Origin of the sequence: Paenibacillus sp. lzh-N1 (assembly GCF_002872435.1) — a bacterium.
GTDB lineage: Bacteria > Bacillota > Bacilli > Paenibacillales > Paenibacillaceae > Paenibacillus > Paenibacillus polymyxa_C.
On sequence record NZ_CP025696.1, the window covers coordinates 2,846,725 to 2,865,255 of the forward strand.

Sequence of the window (18,531 nt, forward strand, 5' to 3'; positions counted from 1 at the left end):
GCCCTCTCATCTGTTCAGTGAAAGGACCTTAAGCTGTTATGAGCATCATGGGCCATTGCTGTTTTTTGAATGCCATGGCGATGCTCATGGCGCATGGCAAATAACAGAGGCCGTCTTGGTTCACTGATATGCCCAAGTGTAGAACCGTCCTGAAACCAGTCATAACGGGGAATCGGATCATAGGCTGTATCTGACCAGACGGCGTTCAGCTCCGGGCTGTACAGACGTTGACTTGGCGGGAGCCATTCATGTGCTAAAAGCGTTGCACTCTCTTCTGGAGAGCGCAGCGCTTTTTGTACATTTGGTGTGAATAGTCCGGGCCAATAGTCGCTGCGAGACCCGGTATGCGGCACGCTGGCAGCAAATGCGGATACCTGATCCAGTACCTGCTGATGGCCAAATAACATAGCGTAAAGACTTTTACCAAAACCGATCCGCTCATCCAGATGGCCGAAACGCTCCATGACAAGTCCGGCAAGCCCACCGTTTAGCCCAAGCGGAAATATAACCTGATTGAGCTGAAGCCAGTCATGCAAATAAAAGCCTGGCTTGTGTGTCACAAATTTTTGAAAGTACGGATTTTTCACGACCCGTCCTTCAATATAGTTTTGTTCATTAATAATGAGCGCCACCGTCAAAAGAGAACTATCCCGCCAAGCCCAGAAACGTTCCCAAAAGGGCTTCATGAATGGCGAAACGTGAAAATGAGGCAACAAATGGAAGCAACTCCGTCCCAAATGACGGCTGTGCATGTAAAGCTGCAACTGTGGATAAGCGTCTTGAAAAATAAGAGCGTTACAGCGCTCAAGTAGCCGATACAGCCACTCCTTTTCCTGTTCGCCGAACAGGTTGCCAATGAGCTCCCCCTTCAGGTCAGTCATATTATAGCCGCCATTACGAGAAACCAGATGGGCCAGTAATGCCCAGTGTAATTCCGGGTAGCCACGATAGCATTCAAGATAAGCGGCAGTGCGCGTGATGTTGCTGCGATTCTCCTGTGCTGTATCGTTCTTGATCCGCTCCAGCAGCTCACAGTCTGTTTCGCATAAGGGCATATTTAGAGAAGAGGGACGCGTAGCGGGTCCGTTCACCAGCATTAATGCTTCAGCTTCATTCATGGCGGCTTGTGCCGAATGATAATCCCACGGCAGATCACGCAAGGGATAGCGTAATTTACGGGATTCGGTCCAGGCCGCACGTTTGCCCTCCCATGCCTCCTCCGCAACACGCGGAACGGAACCCAGCAACTTTAGCCCCCCCTGAAGCTGTCGAGATGCGACATGGAGCCATTCGGTGAGAGACATGTTTAAATAACCTCCTTTCAAATGCAGGCATCCCCGTATTCCACCAAGTATGTTGGGTATGCTATTGGGATGTCGTCGCCTATGTGGATTCTTAAGTATATCTATAGTATGTCTCAATGAGAGGGCTTCCAATCGGCATGTGAGCATAATAGGGGAGTGTGCAAAAACTTCACTTGGCGTTACAATAGAAAGTACAGGATCTCCTGCACAAAAGAAGTTTAAGGAGGAATTATGTATGCAAAAAATCGTCTCTCATGAAGACTTTAATAAGGCAATATCCACTCCAGGTGTTACGGTAGCTGTGTTCAAGGCGGACTGGTGCGGGGATTGTCATTTTATTGATCCATTCATGCCTGATGTAGAGCAACAATATGCAGACAAGCTTACATTAATTGAGATTGATGTAGAACGGGCCGAAAGTGTCAGCCAAGAGCAAAATGTTCTAGGGATTCCTAGCTTTATCGCTTACAGTGAAGGGCGAGAACTAGTACGTCTGGTGAACAGATTGCGTAAATCCCGCGAGGAAATCGAGCAGTTTTTGGACCGGGCTGTAGAAGTCCATGCTAACTTGGCAAAATAACGGATAATAGTATGTATGAGGGCTCCGCAGGGAACCTTAATCATCAGGATATTCAGAAAGCCGCTTCCTTTCGAAGGAGGCGGCTTTCTTACGGACACGTTCACATTTTGTCAACAAAGCTCGTATGTCAAGGAACGATATATCAGTTATAATTACTTTAAGTGATCATTTCACAACATATAAAGTGAATAAATATTATATTTGGAAGGATACGGGTGAATTCATTGAATAACAAAATCAGAATATTAAAATGGCTGGCACTCGTAACATGTATTGTCATGTTTTTGGCTACCTTCGGTGGAGGTGTCGTGACGCGAACGGATTCGGGTCTCGGCTGTGGAAGAGAATTCCCACTTTGTAATGGTAAGCTGGTTCCGGCGCATACCATCGCATCCCTTATTGAGTTCTCTCATCGCTCCGTCAGTGCCATGGCCGGAATTCTTTCTATCGCCTCGTTTGTCGGCTTTTTGCTGTTTATGAAGCATCGGAAGGATTTACAGCTATTCTCCTTACTCACGCTATTGTTTGTTATCATACAAGGTGCGATGGGGGCATTGGCTGTCATCTTCTCCCAATCGGCTGCAGTCATGGGGCTGCATTTTGGCTTTGCGCTTATTGCTTTTGCCAGTGCGACCATGATGACGCTGGGGGCCTGGCAGGAGCATGCGGATTCACGCTACACTCCACGTCTGATTCCTGGGCGTGTCAGTCGGGGCTATCGTAACTTTATATGGCTATCAACGATTTATACCTATATTGCTGTCTATTCAGGAGCGTTGCTTAGTCATTCGGTCATCCAGAAGGTTGTAAATATTGGGGGTTTCATATCTCCACTGCTGCTTCATCAGATTTCAGCCGGTCTGCTGTTTGTCATTATTTTGGCTGTGGGTCACTACTCATACCGTTATCACCCGAATCACCGGGATATTCGTACCCTGGGTGTCGTATCGGTCGTATTGATTATTCTTCAAGTGGTGATTGGCATTATCTTGCTATACGTCAACAGACCTGAAATTTACATGTTTATCGTGCTGGGACATATGCTGGTGATTGCATCGTTGTTCTCCATTTTGGCTTATCTGAGCTATCGTGTATGGCAATTGTCACCGGACCGCAAGCTTGTTCCGACCCAAGCACAGCGTACCTAAGCATTTTGTAGATTATAATGAAGCGTATTTTTGCCCAAGAGGCTTTGGAACACGTATAATAACATCATAAGAAACAAACCAGGCCCACGAGTTTCTCGAGGGCTTGATTTGCTTAGGAGGAATCATCCAGTTGATCTACCAGAATTTGCGCCAATTTATTGAAGCGCTACGTAAAGAAAATGATCTTAAAATTATAGAAGCACCTGTCGATCCTTATTTGGAGCTGGCAGAGATCCACCGAAGAGTCATTGAGGAAGAAGGTCCGGCGCTGCTGTTCACAAATGTCAAAGGAACCCCGTTTCCTGTAGCTAGTAATTTGTTCGGTACGAATCGCCGTGTGGACATGGCTTTTGGCCCTCGTCCAGAGCAACTGATGGATGCAATTGTAGGTGCGACCAAAACGTTGCTTCCACCTACCCCCAAAGCGTTGTGGAATGAACGTGGGCTGATTAAGGACATGCTAAAAGTAGGACTAAAAACAGTATCTCATAGCGAAGCCCCTGTATTGGGCGTTCGCCGTACTGATGCTCCGCTGGCTCCACTGCCTAGAGTGACCAGCTGGCACGAGGATGGAGGACCGTTCATTACGCTTCCGCTCGTGTATACCGAAAAGCCAGGTCAGTCCAAGGATCATAATTTGGGGATGTATCGCATCCAGATTTATGATGATCAGACGACTGGGATCCACTGGCAGATCCATAAAGGCGGCGGCTTCCATTATCATGAAGCAGAGCTGCGTAATGAGCCGTTGCCTACGACGATCATCATCGGTGGCCCGCCTGCTCTGATTGCGTCTGCGATTGCTCCTGCCCCGGAAAATTTGCCTGAGCTATTGCTGGCTTCCCTTATTATGGGGGGCAAGCTGCCCATGACGGAAGACCCGCTCGGAGGTCATCGGATTCCGGCAGAAGCCGAATTTGCGATCAGCGGCTATGTGCCGCCTCATGAACGTCGCCCGGAAGGACCGTTTGGTGATCATTTTGGCTATTACTCATTACAACATGATTTCCCTGTGTTTCATGTCAAACATATGCATCACCGTAAAGATGCCATTTATCCGGCAACCATTGTAGGTAAGCCGCGGCAGGAAGACTACTATCTCGGCGAGTTTTTGCAACGTCTGTTGTCGCCCGCCTATCCGCTTGTAATGCCTTCCGTCAAGTCGTTATGGGCATATGCGGAAACAGGTGTACATGCGCTGGCAGCGGCAGTCGTACGTGAAAGCTACTCCCGTGAAGCGCTGGTATCCGGCTTTACCATTCTGGGTCAAGGCCAATTGTCGTTGACCAAATTCCTGATGCTGACGGATCGGGTAATCGATTTATCCGACTTTAACCTGTTGCTCGAAACCATTTTGGAACGATTTAATCCAGCCAGAGATTTGTTTATTTTCAACCATACGTCTCACGATACACTCGATTACACGGGCCGTAAGCTGAATCATGGCAGTAAGGCGATTTTGATGGGAGTAGGCGAGCCTGTGCGTGAATTGCCTCGCGTTTATGAAGGGGGCGATCTGCCGGGAATTCGTGACATCGAACCCTATTGTGGAGGATGCCTCGTTGTATCCGGCTCGTCCTTTGAGCAGGAGCCTGAACTCGCTGCGCGTGTATTGGAGCGATTAGCTGCGGGTGAGCAAGAGTGGCCACTTGTCTTTATCGTGGACGATGCCAAAGAAGTTGTTCGCTCCCAAGCTTCGTTCCTGTGGACGGTATTCACACGCTTTAACCCGGCTACAGATATGTACGCTGACAGCGAAGTGCGTTTACATCACCTGAACTATAAGCTGCCGATTGTGGTGGATGCACGTATGAAGCCGGGCTACCCTGATGAGGTCCTGCCGCGTGAGGATATTGTTAAGCTTGTAGATCAACGGTGGACCAGTTATTTCGCTTGACGCCTTAAAGCATCTTAACAGCCGGATTTTACAGATATGAAGGAGGCGTGAAGCATGATACGCAAGCTGTTGGGCGAGCCCCCGCGTGTAAATAATGGTTTCCTGCTGGATGCCATGAATAGCATGTCAGACATGTTACATTTGCTGGAACGACAAATCCAGGTCAGTGGTGATCCGACTCATGACTTTCGGAAGGCGGATATTTTGACGCGTGGTCTAATGTCGTCATTGGATGAACTGGAGCAGAGCCATCATGCTGCCGCCTTTTTTCGTATGAAAGTAAAAGCCGGATACGCTGAAGATATGAGCAAGGATGAAAAATCCGATTATGCCTTGTACGTATTCTTTTATAAGGATGGGTTTGTGCGGGTATTCTCTATTTTGGATAAGTTGGGTAACTGGATGAATGACCTATATGATTTAAAAACAGGGCAGTATAAGGCGCATTATTCGTATTTTACTGTGTTGCGACAGCTGAAGTATCTCAAAATGCATCCTATATTGACTGATAATTTAATTGATATCAAGGACACATATAACGATGCCATCAATCGCCTGCGTAAGCGGCGAAATACGGAGATACACTATATGAACACGGAAATGCAGGATGATCTCTGGCAACGTCACCGTGCTTTGTATGGCAAAATCCAACTGGAGGACCTCGATCACCATCTGGAAGATTTGCAGCAGGGCTTGGAAATGGTATGCCGGTCGCTATCAAACGCATTTTCTTATACTGCGAAACAATGGGAGAACCGGGCAGTGCGCCCATAATTATGACAGAAAATATCCTTTGACAAAGCAATGTAAACTATCTATACTGAAACCTAGTTTCAGAAAAATGCTTGAATTATTTTTTTATATAAACTAAACGGACAGCTAAAGCTGGAGTTTAACATATTTTCTTATCCAGAGAGGTGGAGGGACTGGCCCGATGAAGCCCGGCAACCCGTTCTTTCCCGGTGTAATGCACCGGGAGGGAACATATGGTGCTAATTCCTACAAAACCGCTAGAGTTATAGCGATTTTGGCAGATGAGAAAAGGTTCGCAAGGTGGGGCCCTTTTCATTCTGTGAAAGGGGCTCTTTTTTGTATAAATAAATAGCGATTTTATACAATCCTGAGAGATGACAACTGGTTAAAAGGGTAAGGAAGAAGTGAAGGGGGTCGCAGCACGTTGATAGAGCTTAAGCAATTAACCAAGCATTATGGTAAAGGCAACCGACGCGTTAATGCGTTGTCCGGGTTGAATCTTTCTATAAAGCGTGGAGAAATATTCGGGGTGATTGGTCATTCCGGGGCGGGCAAAAGTACGTTGATCCGCTGTATTAATTTATTGGAGCGCCCTACTTCAGGCGAAGTATGGGTAGATGGGGTTAATCTTGTCACTGTGAGTCAATCCCAGTTACAGAAGCAACGTCGAAAAATCGGAATGATTTTTCAACATTTTAATTTGTTGTCTTCAGCGACAGTGTATGACAACATTGCATTTCCATTGCGTCTGGTAAATACCCCTAAGCAGGAGATGGACAAGAAAGTTCGCGAGCTGCTGGAACTAGTGGGGCTCAAAGAACACAGTGGAAAATATCCGTCACAGCTCTCGGGTGGACAGAAGCAGCGGGTAGGAATTGCACGGGCACTGGCTAGTGATCCGCATGTGTTGCTGTGTGACGAAGCGACGTCTGCGCTTGATCCGCAGACGACAGGGTCTATCCTGAAATTGCTGTTGGATATTAATCAACGTTTTAATTTGACCATCGTATTGATTACTCATGAGATGCATGTCATTCAAAGCATTTGTGATCGAGTTGGCGTCATTCATCAGGGCGATATCGTGGAGCAAGGTCCGGTGGCGGAAGTGTTTTTGAAGCCACAGCATCAGGTAACTAAGGACTTTATCCAGCGGGAGGCAGAACATCCCGAGGAGTTACAAGCAGCGATTGCAGCTGCAGGTAGCGGGGAATCGGCACAGGTGGTACGTATCTCCTTCTTGGGCAGTAAAACTTATGATGCGATTCTGTCGCGTACGGCTCGAAGTACGGGTGTTGATTTTGCAATCTTGCAGGGAACCATCTCTACGATTAAAAATGTACCGTATGGACAGCTGATCGTTCGTTTTGAAGGAAACCATTCAGATATAGAGCATACGCTGCGCGAAGTATCTGGACAAGGACTTGATGTGGAGGTGATTGACAATGAGCGAACTTGATTTTTCGCAAGTGAGTTGGGAAGAGCTGGGGAATTCTACTCTGGAAACCCTTCAGATGCTCGGGGCATCTGCATTGTTCACCCTCGTTATTGGTTTGCCGCTCGGTATATTGTTGTTTCTGGCGAGCCGCTCCTCGTTGACTCTGATGAAGGTGATATACATTGTATTATCCTTCATCGTTAATATTTTGCGTTCCGTACCATTTATCATTTTGATCGTTGCACTTATTCCTTTTACACGATCGTTGGTAGGTACCTCGACCGGAGTGCTGGGAACCATTCCGCCATTGGTTATCGGGGCTGCCCCTTTCTTTGCACGTCTTGTCGAAACGTCTCTGCGTGAAGTGGACAAAGGTGTCATTGAGGCTGCACAAGCGATGGGAGCCTCGACAGGACAAATTATCCGGCGTGTGCTGTTGCGTGAGGCACTTCCGGGCCTGCTTGCCGCATTAACCATTACCGTCGTTACACTCGTATCGTACACGGCAATGTCCGGTATGATCGGGGGCGGTGGGCTGGGTACGCTGGCAATCAACTACGGCTATTATCGTTACGAAACGGCAGTAATGATCGTTGCAGTCGTACTGATGGTCGTATTGGTACAATTGCTGCAAATGGCAGGAGATCGCCTTGTGCGGCATTATACTCGGAAATAGGGAAAACATATAGATATCCTTATTGATCAGGACGTCTGATCCTGAATATTACAAATTATTGGAGGGGTAACAACATGAAGAAATGGGTATTGGCTGTATTGAGCTTGACATTAATTGCGGTACTGGCTGCTTGCGGTACAAAGAGCACTACATCGGATACAAACAATGCGGCCGAAAATACAGGCGGTTCACCACGTGAAGTCGAACTGAAAGTTGGAGCTTCTCCTGTGCCACATGCGGAAATTTTGGAAGCGATCAAGCCTCAGTTGGAAAAAGAAGGAGTTCGTCTTCAAGTCGTTCAGTTTAACGACTATGTACAGCCGAACGTGCAATTGTTCGACAAGCAACTGGATGCTAACTTTTATCAACATGTACCTTACCTGAATGTGATGAATAAAGAGCGTAAAATGGATCTGGTATCTATTGGCGCGGTTCATCTGGAGCCATTCGGTATCTACTCCCAAAAATATAAAAAGCTTGATGAACTTCCAGACGGTGCGACAGTAGCGATTCCGAACGATGCAACCAATGGAGGCCGTGCATTGCTGCTGTTGGAGAAACAAGGTCTGATCAAGCTGAAGGATGCAAGCAACATTGAAGCTACCGTAAAAGATATTACTGAAAATAAGAAAAACCTGAAATTCAAAGAGCTGGAAGCAGCTATGCTGCCACGTCAGTTGCCTGAAGTGGATATTGCGTTAATCAATACAAACTACGCTTTGGAAGCCAAGCTGAACCCGACCAAGGATGCATTGGCACTGGAAGACAAAGATTCTCCATATGCTAATGTACTGGTAGCACGTCCTGACAATAAAGATTCCGAAGCGATCCAAAAATTGTTTAAAGCTTTGCAATCTCCAGAAACTAAAAAATTCATTGAAGACAAATATCAAGGCGCAATTATCCCTGCATTTTAAGCAGAAAATAAGAAACCGCTGAACGTAAACCCCAGATTCTCTTGAACAAGAGGACTGGGGTTTCTTCTTGGCTGGAGTTGTAGGGATTGCTTAAATATTTTATACTTGGGGGTGACCGTTCTCTGTGAAGAGGAGGAAAACTGTTGAGAGACAAAGTCGCACTCATAACGGGCAGTGCCAAAGGTTTAGGTAAAATGACCGCTCTGCGTTTGGCTGATGAAGGTTGTGACATTGCACTAAATTATGTCCATAGCCAGGTTGAAGCCGAAGCGCTTAAGCAGGTAATTGAATCTAAGGGAGTACGCTGTCTATCTTTACAAGCAGATATCTCTGTTCAGGAAGATATCACGAGGCTGATCGGTGAAGTGCAGGATCGTCTGGGCGGGGTTGATATTATGGTGAACAATGCCGGACCCTTCATCCGGGAACGCCGTCTTTTTGCGGACTACAGTGTAGCTGAGATTCATGCCATGATACAGGGAAATTTGGTCGGTACCATGTTGCTGGATCATTTGGTATTGCCGCACATGCGTAGCCAGCAATGGGGACGTATTATTCATTTTGGCTTTGGTCATGCTGGAGAAGCAAGGGCTTGGCCGCATCGGGCTGTCTACGCAGCTGCCAAGGTGGGGCTGGTGTCTTTTACGAAGTCACTAGCTGTAGAGGAAGCTCCCTATGGCATCACGGTCAATATGATCTGTCCAGGGGATATCCGAGGAGCGAACAAGGAAAAGTCGATTGCCGATGTCATCGGCATGCAGGATAAAGAGACACCGCTTGGGCGTCCAGGAAGCGGAGAGGACATTGCGCGAGTGATCGCCTATTTGTGTGAGGAGCATTCAGATTTTATAACAGGCAATATTATGGATGTGTCCGGAGGATTGGACCCCATTCGGCCAACCATATAAGCTTGAGAGAGCTTCAGACGCTGTAATACAAAAAAGAGTCTTGAGCTTCGTTACCGAACTCAAGACTCTCTGATCATTATGCATCAAGCATTAGAATACTTGTACCACTTCTTGGACGCCTTCAACTTCTTCGAGAAGAGCGCGTTCAATCCCTGCTTTCAGCGTAATTGTAGAACTTGGGCAACTGCCGCAAGCACCTACCAGCTTCAGCTTAACGATGCCGTCTTCAACGTCAACCAGCTCAACGTCACCGCCATCGCGTTGCAGGAACGGACGGAGCTTATCCAGTACGTCTGCTACTTCATCATACATCTGAACGCTTTGTGCTTCGCTCATTAGAATTCAACTCCTTTCCTATACCTTGTTTATTATATTACAAAGCGGGCCAAATTAAAATGCCCGTCATCCAAAGCAGGTGAAAAAAATGTTAAGACCTATTATTGAATTTTGCACCAGTAACATGCATTTTGGTACTGATGAGATTATGGCTAAACTGGAACAGAATCCAGATTATGATGTGATTGAATACGGCTGCCTAAGCAATTGCGGTCAGTGTAACGCTGAGCCTTATGCGATGGTTAACGGTGAAATTGTATCCGCAGATTCAGCAGAGCTTCTGTACGAAGTGATTCTAAACAAAATTAAAGAAGCCGAAGCATGGGACAACCTGGATTTGGATTGAAAATAGAAGTCATCCGCAGGGCCAGCCTTCTCTTGTAGAAAATATATATTACTCATAGATGCAACAACAAAGAAGACCTGGAAGCAGGTCTTCTTTGTTTGTTGAGTATCCAATTAGCCAAAATGGCGTTTGGACTTCCAGAGCACACCGCTTTTCAGCAGACGTGGCACTCGTCCACGCAATGAGGTACTGCCCATAAAGCCATAACCGAATCCGGCCTTCTTGCCCAGCGCACCTAATGTACCGCGTAGCTTTAGAGGATGCGGGTGAGGCGTTTGGCCTTTCCACAGGTCGCGTACAATGTGGGCAATCTGCTCTCCTTGCACCTCTGCCGCCTGAGCGCTTGGAGAGTAAGGAAGGCTCGCACAGTCTCCGACGACGTACACTTCAGGATGATCTGGTATTTGATAATATTCATTTAGCACGATGCGACCCTGAGGGTCTTTAGGAACTGCTAAATCCTGTACAATTTTAACGGGCTGAATCCCAGCTGTCCATACAACCGCATCGGTCACAATTTGCTCGTCACGGTTGTAAATAGCTCCTGGCTCAATACGGGAAACCGCAACATGATTTAGTGCATTCACATGATGCTCCTTGAACCAGGCATGTACATACGCAGACAAACGTTGCGGAAATGCTGATAGCACCCGCTCGCCCCGATCCATAATCGTAATATTCAAATCCGCGCGGCTTTCACGTAACTCCGCAGCAATCTCGACACCACTTAGGCCGCCACCTACAATATGGACATGTCCATAAGGCCTGATTTCATTCAAGCGCAGATACGTTTGGCGAGTATGATTAAAGGACTGGATTGTACAGCTGTATTCTTCTGCCCCCGGTGTATTATGAAAGCGGTCGGTACAACCTAGTGCAATGACAAGCTGGTCATAGGGCAAAGGCTCACCGTCTTGAAAATGGACCATTTTATTCTCAAGATCCATCGATGTGACTTCTCCATATTTGCGAATAAGGCGTTGTTCATCGGGAAAATGTACCCGCAAATCAAAATCAGATACGGTACCTGCCGCAAGGGCATAGTATTCTGTTTTCAAGCCCTGAAAGGGCATTCGATCCACTAAAATAACTTGAATATTGTCGGGAATGTGTTTATCCAGCAATTCTTTGGCAATGGTAAGGCCGCCATAGCCGCCCCCCAGAATAACGAAATTTTTCATCAAAATCCGCCGTCCTTTCGTTACCGTGTCCCCGGCAATGGTCTGGTGTCTTGTCGATCTAGCCACAAGTTTTTGTTGTTGTAAAACCCGGAAAAGCGAGCCTGCCTTTGGCAGACAGACCAGTGTGTTCCGGGGCAGCATGAGGCTGCATGGTGTGAGTAATGGGGATAAAATGCACGCGGGAAATCTGAATCCGATGTTACACTTATTCGAAAACTTCGATTTCGTTATAGAAGGTGTCACGTTCTACAGGTATGCGTCCAGCACCTTTGACCAGCCAGATTAGCTCTTTACGTGTCAATCCGGAAGGGGTTAACGCACCTGCAGCATGGCTGATCTGCTCGCGCACAATCGTGCCATGGACATCTGATGCGCCAAAGGTAAGAGCAACCTGCGTCAATTGTGGACCAATATTAATGAAGTAAGCTTTAACATGGTCGATATTGTCCAACATCAAGCGGCTGATCGCAATAGTTTTGAGATCCTCGTAAGCAGAGTTGCGACGCATGATGTTGGCGTTTTTGCTTTTCGGCTGCATGGACAGTGGGATAAATACCATAAATCCGTTTGTTTCGTCCTGCAATTCACGAATTTGCAGCATATGCTCAATACGATCCTGATAAGTTTCGACTGAACCGTACAGCATGGTCGTATGAGTTTTCATACCGAGATTATGGGCCGTACGATGTACTTCAAGATAACGGTCCACATTGGCTTTGGTAACACGCATCTTCTTCCGATAATCATCAGATAAGATTTCCGCGCCACCACCAGTCAGAGATTGAAGTCCTGCCTTTTGCAGCTCTTGAAGAACTTCTTTAATACTCAAGCCGCTTATGCGTGTGAAAAAGTCAATTTCCGCCGCAGTGTATGCTTTCAGTGTAACATTGGGATACTTTTCGTTCAGCGCTTTCAGTGAATCTACATAGTATTGGAAAGGTACATGATTATTATGACCGCCGACGATATGGAATTCTCTTACGCCTGGATGGATATGTTGCTCTACATAATCAATCATTTCCTGTCCGGACAACGTATAAGAGCCTTCCTCCCCCTGATCCTTGCGGAAATTGCAGAACGCGCAGCGCGCTTCGCATACATTGGTGAAGTACAGGCTCATGTTTTCAATAAAATAAACCTTTTTTCCATTCTTGCGTAAATTAGCTTCGTTAGCCAACTGGCCCAATGTGAGAATATCGTCAGTTTCATACAAATATATACCATCTTCGAGGTTCAAACGAATCCCGTTTTGTACCTTTTCTACAATTTCCGCCATTCTGCGGTCTGTAAAAGGTGTAACTAATGTGGACATGCCTATTCCTCCTTCAAGTTGCTCTGTGCGAGGCTGCCCGCCAAATTAGCGGCACAAGCGCTTGATGCGCACAGGATGTCCCGTTCCGTCGGTAAGAATCCGGCAGCGCGGATATACGATATGTGAAAAATGTTACAATGCCAGGCTACAATGACGAATGTCTCTTAATTTCGCCTTTGAAATGACAAATTTCCGACAGTTTCTTTAACACACTCTTCACCTATTATAAACCTCACACCACTGGTGTTCAATACAAACGAGTAGAAAAAGAGGTGTTTAAGCCTGTAACGGAAGGACATTCCATGACTTGAGCACCTGCAAATAAGAGAGTATACTGAAGGGGAGCATGAAGTAAAAGAGGAGGATGGAGCTATGATTAACATCACCGATTCCGCTGCTGAACGCCTGAAAGAAATGCTGGAGCAGCAGGAAACGCCGAATATGTTTTTACGTCTGGGTGTTACGCCAGGTGGTTGTACAGGATTTTCGTACGCCATGGGCTTTGACGACAACGAGACGGATCAAGATATATATATGAATGTACAGGATATGAAAGTAGTCGTGGAAAAGGATAGTATCCGCTATCTGGACGGTCTGGAAATCGACTTTGAAGAGTCTGGTATGTCCGGCGGTTTCACGATTCATAATCCAAATGCTGTAGCTACGTGTGGTTGCGGTTCAAGCTTCCGTACAGCTACAGATGCAGGGAAACCAAACGAAGAGCCTTGTTAATTTTTCGAATGGTGGTCTGAATTATTCCTAAAGATATACGTTTAGGTTACGGATAACGGCCTTTGTAACGAATTTTACTCGTTGCGAAGGTCGTTTTTGTGTTTAGGTTCATCTTTTGCATAGGAAATACCGATATAACATTGAGTCTGGAGAACTATTTTCTACGTAAATTTACCTAAAGGAAGTGGAACAAGATGTTGAAAAAGAAATGGCTGATTACCCCTGTGGTTGCGGTGGCACTGTTGTTCAGTCAATCCGCAATGGCGGCAGTTACGTTTCCCGATGTGAATGGTACAAAATATGAATGGGCTGCCGAATCCATTCATTCGATGGTCGACAAAGGTGTTGTCAGCGGCTATACGGATGGGACCTTCAAGCCAGGCAAAACCATAACAAAAGCAGAATTTGTACATATGTTTCATAAACTTTTTACAGAAGTCAATTATTCAGCGGGTAAATCTTCAGAGTTTGTAGATGCACGCAAGCACTGGGCGAATCAAGATTTTGCAGCTATATTCAACGGGGATTATGTGTGGCCGTTTGCTGAAAGTGTAGGGGGCAAATATCCAAACTATCAATTCTATGTCAATCCTGACAAACCGCTGACCCGTTGGGATATGATGATGATTGCTTCTGTTCGAACAGATTATACCAATCAGACTCTTCATCCTGAGATTGCCGAAGTAATTTCCTCAGCTGCACAGTACAACGATATGAAAGTTCGCCAGGCAAATTACAATGACAAATTCTCAGCCTACTATCCGGTACTGTACATCGACACAACGGGAGAAGAGTACTCCTATGATGGAGATTTCCAGGATCAAAAGGCAGAAGCATTCTACACCCTTACCAAGATGGGCGTCCTTACCGCTGACAATGGATACCTTCGCCCAAAGGCACAGGTCACACGTGCTGAAGCTGTTACCCTTTTACAGCGTTTGTATGATGCTACAACCAAGTGACTTAACAAGACTGTAAAAATGAAGAGCGCTATCCCTAAAATGGTTAGTGCTCTTGTGTCTTACACCGTGCCATTGATTTAATTACGAAGATTCTTGCCGTAGCTGCTCACCTGACTTAGTCAGATTTCGCATCCATGGCGGATTCGCGACTAAGCTTATTTTACCGTGCTACAATGCCCTGAAATGATCTTCAACGCCCCGTCTATATTGTGCCAAACGCGTGTATAGCACATTTCATCTTCAATGGGATCATGGCCTACCGTTCCTCGTAAAGAAACGCGGGTCACCGTAACGACAGTATCATCCAGCGGAATTACTGATTGATTAAGAACTTGAATATCCGTAAAATGTAAAACACCCGAACGGTGGGCTTCCAGATCCGCTTCTTTGTTCAACACCTGTCCAAAGTGATTCACGAATATAAGCTTATCATGAATAAGCTCATCCAAGATCTTCACATCACTAGTCAACATTGCTTTACGCAGCTTTTCCTCGTATTCTATGATTTGATTTTCCTGCATATGAATAGACCTCCTTATGACAATGATTCAAGTAAGTAAAGGAAACATTATACACCTACCCATATCCCGTTACCATTGCTCTATTGTTTCAAATCCGTAAACAGCTCCTGCGCGGTTCGCACAAATAACTGTACAGCAAGTGAAGCATTGTGTAGAGAGGGGATAGCGATACCAATTTGACGCGTGATTAGAGGCGTGGTTTCCTTGACGGTCAGATCATGGGGGAACGTAGATAAGGCGAGAGAAGAGACAATGCCCATACCTAGTCCTTGTCGGACCATGCTGACCAGCGTGCTGATATTGTGAGTAATAAATTGTGCTTGCAACTGACTTTGTTCGCGTTCAAACCCTTCCATAATGGCGACCTCATGTCCACCTTTACAAAAGATCATCTCCTGTTGATTCAAGTCTCGGATGGCGATTTTGTCGTGCGATTGAAAAGGATGACCGTCAGGCAAGAGAATAATCATGTCATCCTGACATAAAGGAATTACATCTACCTCAGGGTCTGGCAACAGGATGATTCCCGCTTCAATTTCTCTGGTATGCACCCACTCCTTGACCTCATTGGTAGAGCCTTCATGTAAATCGAAAACAAGGTTCGGATAGTGCTGACGAATATGATGAATAATGGGGGGCAGAAAATAGGCTGAGGCAGAAGGAAAGGCACCAATCGTGATTGTACCTACGTCCAAGCCTTTTTCAGCGGCCACCTGCTGCTGTACTTTTTCCATGCTTTGCAGCATCATGCGAAATTGCAGCAGCACCTTGTGCCCAATATCTGTCAGCAGCACGCCTCTTTTTCGATCGCGCAGCAATAGCTGGACATCAAGCTCGTTCTCGATACTAGCGATGGCATGGCTGACCGCAGGTTGCGTCATATGCAGCTCATGGGCAGTTTGAGTAAAGTTTAGTGTTTCAGCTACGCGAACAAAGATCATAATCTGAGTTATAGTCATAAGTGAAAAGTTATCTCCCTTATTGAAAACATTCATTTTATTTATTAGTGACCACAGTATAAGCTAGTAAAGCAAAACTTTGCAAACGGCTATTCAGATTTTAGTCGTAAGCAATGCGCAATGAAATTTTAAGGAGAGAGAGACATCTATGAAAAAATTAACGCCTAAAGCTACGTTGTGGCTTGTCTTGATATTAGTGATGGTATGGGGGATCAACTGGCCGTTGACCAAGCTGGCTTTGCCAGATACGCCGCCGATATTTTTTTCGGGAATCCGCACGCTGCTGGGTGGTGTGATTCTGCTGTTGTTTGCTATGCGTAACCGGGAAGGTTTACGACTTAGACAAAATGCGTGGACTTATCTTGTGCTGGCTATATTTAATATTGCAGGCTACTATGGCTTGCAGACGGTAGGGTTGCGTTATCTGCCTGCTGGGTTGTTCTCCACTTTAGTATTCCTTCAGCCGATCTTGTTGGGATTATTCTCCTGGTTGTGGTTAGGAGAGCGTATGTTTCCCCTGAAAGTCATTGGACTGGTACTGGGTTTTGGCGGAGTAATCGTGATTAGCTCCGGTGGAATGACAGGTCATTTGTCTGTGCTGGGCATTGTATTGGGGCTAGCCTCAGGACTATGCTGGGCGCTCGGAACGATTTATATGAAGAAAAAAAGCAAACAACTGGATTCCATTTGGGCGGTGACGATGCAGCTTATTCTGGGAGGGGTCCTACTCAACGGAATTGGGTTTACGACCGAGAAATGGGGCGATATCCACTGGACAGCCTCCTTTATCGCGATTCTATTATTTATTTCAATATTCGTGATTGCGATGGGCTGGCTGATTTATTTTAAGCTAATCGACAACGGGGATGCGGGAACCGTCGGCTCATATACGTTTATGATTCCGGTACTGTCCACGATCTTTAGTATGGTCATGCTCAGAGAATCCCTCACTTTGACATTTGTAGTAGGGTTGGTGCTGATTGCAGTTAGTGTGTATTTAGTAAATACGGCTTCTCCCGGAAAACGAGCGAACCAAAGCTCGAAGGCTGATGAAACGAATTCCTGTACAAATGCTTAGAAATATAGGATTAGGAAAAATATACTAGAATATCAGAGGGGAGAATAGTAAAATATGACTATATAAATAGAGAGGAAGTTTGGTATGGGAGAGTTAAGCGGTCATACTCAGACTATGGAGTCGCAACCACAGTCTATTCGTAAGCTGGCAGTTGTGGCAACGGTCATTTCAGGAGTAGCTGTACTAGGCTGTATAGCCTTGGCGGTATGGAACTATAATCTGAATACAAAGGTCAATTCTTTAACTATAGCGAATGCATCGCTAAAACAGACAACGCAAGTCTTAACCAAGCAACAAAATGATACAGAGGCGCTACTGGGAAAAGTTAAATTAGCAGCCAACCTGTCATCCATAACGCATCTGTTAGAGCAGACATCTGTCGTTACTGATGATTTTGTATTGGAAAAAGTGACTTTTAATGTGGCAGAGGATGGAAAGTTGAAGGGTGTGCTACTGAATGTGAACAACCAACCTAATCTCGGTTTTGGCGGTGCTTATCAAGGTTATGGCAAATATAATATGTCTTCTGCTGCATTGACGAAGAAGGCAGAGGAAGTCATCAACATAGCTATGAAAGAGTACAATACATCTGACAAGCTTCCGGTATGGGATAAGAATACGAAGGTGGAAATAACGGTTCAAAATTATCCGCTTGGTAAGCGGGAAGGCGGCATTTTTAAGCTCACTGGTCAGCAATAGGAAGGAACTTAACGTTAATCCGATGCTGGGCATTACAGATCTTTGCCTTATGGAATGTAAATTGAGCGGGGGAGCTAAGAAATGGACAGATACACACCTACAGCGAGGGAACGCTGGCAGATGAAACAGAGTGAGCCGCAGCCGCAAGGCTGGGTGCTCGCTCTATTTGGCTGGATTTTTTCAGGTTTGGGGTTCGTATTTAGTTTTTTTGTCATTGGAGGCTTACTTGGGCTTATCGGCCTTGTTTTCGGAATTTTGACTAGAAAGATGGAACAAAGAAACACGCAGGGCATCCTGATTATCGTCATCAGCTCCGTCGCCATTGGCATTGGCCTGTTGATTTTTATGATTTTTTTCGCGCAAGGTTTTGTAGAAGGTCTGAGAGAAGGTTATAATGAGCATTATTAGGTCAGGGAGGTAACACCATTGAGCGTCATTGTTTCACAGCAAATCTCGGCAACGGGTGTGAAGGAATATACGAAGGTGACCAAAACATTTGATTCCCCTTTTACACCTTTGGTTGGACAGAAAATCAGGGATAGGGCATTTGGCGATATGCAATATTATGATGTCGAGGACGTATTTATTGATCTAGCGGAGAATGAGTACTGGGTAATTCTACCTGCCATTTTGCTGCATACAGATGATATTGAGGATATACGAGATGCTGTGCGTGAGTATCGTTCACACGGTTGGGAATGTACGAAACCTCTATAAATGCATACTGCTTAAGCATCAACGTGGAGACGTCTTTCTTTTGCCAGATAGGCGTTTTCTTGTGTATTTG

21 protein-coding genes and 1 riboswitch are annotated in these 18,531 nt (G+C 45.8%); of the genes, 15 read left to right on the forward strand and 6 right to left on the reverse strand.

Annotation, left to right across the window (positions count from 1 at the left end; all coding sequences use genetic code 11):
• Positions 1–14: 14 nt before the first annotated feature.
• Positions 15–1,304, reverse strand: a complete 1,290-nt coding sequence (locus C0638_RS12925) for a DUF2515 family protein (protein WP_013372918.1) — start codon at positions 1,302–1,304, stop codon at positions 15–17.
• 235 nt (positions 1,305–1,539) lie between these two features.
• Here C0638_RS12925 and C0638_RS12930 point away from each other — a divergent pair, with 235 nt between their 5' ends.
• The 8 genes from C0638_RS12930 to C0638_RS12965 all read left to right on the forward strand — a co-directional run bounded on the left by C0638_RS12930 (position 1,540) and on the right by C0638_RS12965 (position 9,618).
• Positions 1,540–1,884, forward strand: a complete 345-nt coding sequence (locus C0638_RS12930) for a thioredoxin family protein (RefSeq protein ID WP_102163530.1) — start codon at positions 1,540–1,542, stop codon at positions 1,882–1,884.
• A gap of 215 nt (positions 1,885–2,099) precedes the next feature.
• On the forward strand, positions 2,100–3,032 hold the full coding sequence (locus tag C0638_RS12935; RefSeq protein WP_013372916.1) for a COX15/CtaA family protein: 933 nt from the start codon (positions 2,100–2,102) through the stop codon (positions 3,030–3,032).
• A 130-nt stretch (positions 3,033–3,162) separates the two neighbouring features.
• Complete coding sequence (locus C0638_RS12940; protein WP_102163532.1) at positions 3,163–4,929, forward strand: UbiD family decarboxylase; 1,767 nt, start codon at positions 3,163–3,165, stop codon at positions 4,927–4,929.
• Between the two features lie 54 nt (positions 4,930–4,983).
• Positions 4,984–5,703 carry a Cthe_2314 family HEPN domain-containing protein gene (locus C0638_RS12945; RefSeq protein ID WP_102163534.1) on the forward strand — a complete coding sequence of 240 codons (720 nt, stop codon included), beginning with the start codon at positions 4,984–4,986 and terminating at the stop codon, positions 5,701–5,703.
• Positions 5,704–5,831: 128 nt separating this feature from the next.
• Positions 5,832–5,970: riboswitch (SAM riboswitch) on the forward strand.
• 136 nt (positions 5,971–6,106) lie between these two features.
• On the forward strand, positions 6,107–7,138 hold the full coding sequence (locus C0638_RS12950) for a methionine ABC transporter ATP-binding protein (RefSeq protein ID WP_013372913.1): 1,032 nt from the start codon (positions 6,107–6,109) through the stop codon (positions 7,136–7,138).
• Positions 7,125–7,793 (forward strand): methionine ABC transporter permease, encoded by a 669-nt coding sequence (locus C0638_RS12955; RefSeq protein ID WP_013311839.1) that lies wholly within the window; start codon positions 7,125–7,127, stop codon positions 7,791–7,793. The genes C0638_RS12950 and C0638_RS12955 overlap by 14 nt, the downstream gene beginning before the upstream one ends.
• Before the next feature lie 74 nt (positions 7,794–7,867).
• Positions 7,868–8,710, forward strand: coding sequence for a MetQ/NlpA family ABC transporter substrate-binding protein (locus C0638_RS12960; protein WP_013372912.1), 843 nt, complete (start codon positions 7,868–7,870; stop codon positions 8,708–8,710).
• 143 nt (positions 8,711–8,853) lie between these two features.
• Positions 8,854–9,618: an SDR family oxidoreductase gene (locus C0638_RS12965; RefSeq protein WP_025674135.1), complete on the forward strand. Its 765-nt coding sequence runs from the start codon at positions 8,854–8,856 to the stop codon at positions 9,616–9,618.
• Between the two features lie 90 nt (positions 9,619–9,708).
• On the opposite strand, the gene C0638_RS12970 is transcribed toward C0638_RS12965, so the two are convergent.
• Positions 9,709–9,954, reverse strand: coding sequence for a NifU family protein (locus C0638_RS12970; protein WP_013372910.1), 246 nt, complete (start codon positions 9,952–9,954; stop codon positions 9,709–9,711).
• 88 nt (positions 9,955–10,042) lie between these two features.
• Here C0638_RS12970 and C0638_RS12975 point away from each other — a divergent pair, with 88 nt between their 5' ends.
• On the forward strand, positions 10,043–10,300 hold the full coding sequence (locus C0638_RS12975) for a YuzB family protein (RefSeq protein WP_013372909.1): 258 nt from the start codon (positions 10,043–10,045) through the stop codon (positions 10,298–10,300).
• Positions 10,301–10,413: 113 nt separating this feature from the next.
• Here the strand turns inward: C0638_RS12975 and C0638_RS12980 are convergent, their stop codons facing one another.
• Positions 10,414–11,481 carry an NAD(P)/FAD-dependent oxidoreductase gene (locus C0638_RS12980; protein WP_102163536.1) on the reverse strand — a complete coding sequence of 356 codons (1,068 nt, stop codon included), beginning with the start codon at positions 11,479–11,481 and terminating at the stop codon, positions 10,414–10,416.
• A 205-nt stretch (positions 11,482–11,686) separates the two neighbouring features.
• Positions 11,687–12,793: an aminofutalosine synthase MqnE gene (mqnE, locus tag C0638_RS12985; protein WP_102163538.1), complete on the reverse strand. Its 1,107-nt coding sequence runs from the start codon at positions 12,791–12,793 to the stop codon at positions 11,687–11,689.
• A 372-nt stretch (positions 12,794–13,165) separates the two neighbouring features.
• Here mqnE and C0638_RS12990 point away from each other — a divergent pair, with 372 nt between their 5' ends.
• Complete coding sequence (locus C0638_RS12990) at positions 13,166–13,525, forward strand: HesB/IscA family protein (RefSeq protein ID WP_013372906.1); 360 nt, start codon at positions 13,166–13,168, stop codon at positions 13,523–13,525.
• Positions 13,526–13,719: 194 nt separating this feature from the next.
• Positions 13,720–14,487, forward strand: coding sequence for an S-layer homology domain-containing protein (locus C0638_RS12995; RefSeq protein WP_058712378.1), 768 nt, complete (start codon positions 13,720–13,722; stop codon positions 14,485–14,487).
• Between the two features lie 155 nt (positions 14,488–14,642).
• Here the strand turns inward: C0638_RS12995 and C0638_RS13000 are convergent, their stop codons facing one another.
• Together C0638_RS13000 and C0638_RS13005 are read right to left on the reverse strand one after the other, a co-directional pair.
• Positions 14,643–15,008, reverse strand: a complete 366-nt coding sequence (locus C0638_RS13000; protein WP_058712379.1) for a nuclear transport factor 2 family protein — start codon at positions 15,006–15,008, stop codon at positions 14,643–14,645.
• A gap of 80 nt (positions 15,009–15,088) precedes the next feature.
• Positions 15,089–15,967 carry a LysR family transcriptional regulator gene (locus C0638_RS13005; protein WP_025674128.1) on the reverse strand — a complete coding sequence of 293 codons (879 nt, stop codon included), beginning with the start codon at positions 15,965–15,967 and terminating at the stop codon, positions 15,089–15,091.
• Positions 15,968–16,115: 148 nt separating this feature from the next.
• Between C0638_RS13005 and C0638_RS13010 the strand changes: the two genes are divergently transcribed.
• The 4 genes from C0638_RS13010 (at position 16,116) to C0638_RS13025 (ending at position 18,461) form a co-directional block, all read left to right on the forward strand.
• A complete protein-coding gene (locus C0638_RS13010; RefSeq protein WP_058712380.1) occupies positions 16,116–17,045 on the forward strand; it encodes a DMT family transporter in 930 nt (309 codons plus the stop codon).
• Positions 17,046–17,129: 84 nt separating this feature from the next.
• Entirely contained in the window at positions 17,130–17,744 is a 615-nt protein-coding gene (locus C0638_RS13015; protein WP_058712381.1) for a hypothetical protein, read from the forward strand.
• An 81-nt stretch (positions 17,745–17,825) separates the two neighbouring features.
• Positions 17,826–18,152, forward strand: a complete 327-nt coding sequence (locus C0638_RS13020; protein ID WP_013372900.1) for a hypothetical protein — start codon at positions 17,826–17,828, stop codon at positions 18,150–18,152.
• An 18-nt stretch (positions 18,153–18,170) separates the two neighbouring features.
• Positions 18,171–18,461 (forward strand): hypothetical protein, encoded by a 291-nt coding sequence (locus tag C0638_RS13025; RefSeq protein ID WP_058712382.1) that lies wholly within the window; start codon positions 18,171–18,173, stop codon positions 18,459–18,461.
• The last annotated feature ends 70 nt before the right edge of the window (positions 18,462–18,531 follow it).

What these genes read in the sequence shown, in the direction of transcription:
- C0638_RS12945 (WP_102163534.1), top strand. Translation starts at nt 4,984, where the DNA reads ATGATACGCAAGCTGTTGGGCGAGCCCCCGCGTGTAAATAATGGTTTC.
- C0638_RS13015 (WP_058712381.1), top strand. Translation starts at nt 17,130, where the DNA reads ATGGGAGAGTTAAGCGGTCATACTCAGACTATGGAGTCGCAACCACAG.
- C0638_RS12975 (WP_013372909.1), top strand. Translation starts at nt 10,043, where the DNA reads ATGTTAAGACCTATTATTGAATTTTGCACCAGTAACATGCATTTTGGT.
- C0638_RS13010 (WP_058712380.1), top strand. Translation starts at nt 16,116, where the DNA reads ATGAAAAAATTAACGCCTAAAGCTACGTTGTGGCTTGTCTTGATATTA.
- mqnE (WP_102163538.1), bottom strand. Translation starts at nt 12,793, where the DNA reads ATGTCCACATTAGTTACACCTTTTACAGACCGCAGAATGGCGGAAATT.
- C0638_RS13000 (WP_058712379.1), bottom strand. Translation starts at nt 15,008, where the DNA reads ATGCAGGAAAATCAAATCATAGAATACGAGGAAAAGCTGCGTAAAGCA.
- C0638_RS13020 (WP_013372900.1), top strand. Translation starts at nt 17,826, where the DNA reads ATGGACAGATACACACCTACAGCGAGGGAACGCTGGCAGATGAAACAG.
- C0638_RS13005 (WP_025674128.1), bottom strand. Translation starts at nt 15,967, where the DNA reads ATGACTATAACTCAGATTATGATCTTTGTTCGCGTAGCTGAAACACTA.
- C0638_RS12970 (WP_013372910.1), bottom strand. Translation starts at nt 9,954, where the DNA reads ATGAGCGAAGCACAAAGCGTTCAGATGTATGATGAAGTAGCAGACGTA.
- C0638_RS12980 (WP_102163536.1), bottom strand. Translation starts at nt 11,481, where the DNA reads ATGAAAAATTTCGTTATTCTGGGGGGCGGCTATGGCGGCCTTACCATT.
- C0638_RS12955 (WP_013311839.1), top strand. Translation starts at nt 7,125, where the DNA reads ATGAGCGAACTTGATTTTTCGCAAGTGAGTTGGGAAGAGCTGGGGAAT.
- C0638_RS12990 (WP_013372906.1), top strand. Translation starts at nt 13,166, where the DNA reads ATGATTAACATCACCGATTCCGCTGCTGAACGCCTGAAAGAAATGCTG.
- C0638_RS12995 (WP_058712378.1), top strand. Translation starts at nt 13,720, where the DNA reads ATGTTGAAAAAGAAATGGCTGATTACCCCTGTGGTTGCGGTGGCACTG.
- C0638_RS12960 (WP_013372912.1), top strand. Translation starts at nt 7,868, where the DNA reads ATGAAGAAATGGGTATTGGCTGTATTGAGCTTGACATTAATTGCGGTA.
- C0638_RS12925 (WP_013372918.1), bottom strand. Translation starts at nt 1,304, where the DNA reads ATGTCTCTCACCGAATGGCTCCATGTCGCATCTCGACAGCTTCAGGGG.
- C0638_RS12930 (WP_102163530.1), top strand. Translation starts at nt 1,540, where the DNA reads ATGCAAAAAATCGTCTCTCATGAAGACTTTAATAAGGCAATATCCACT.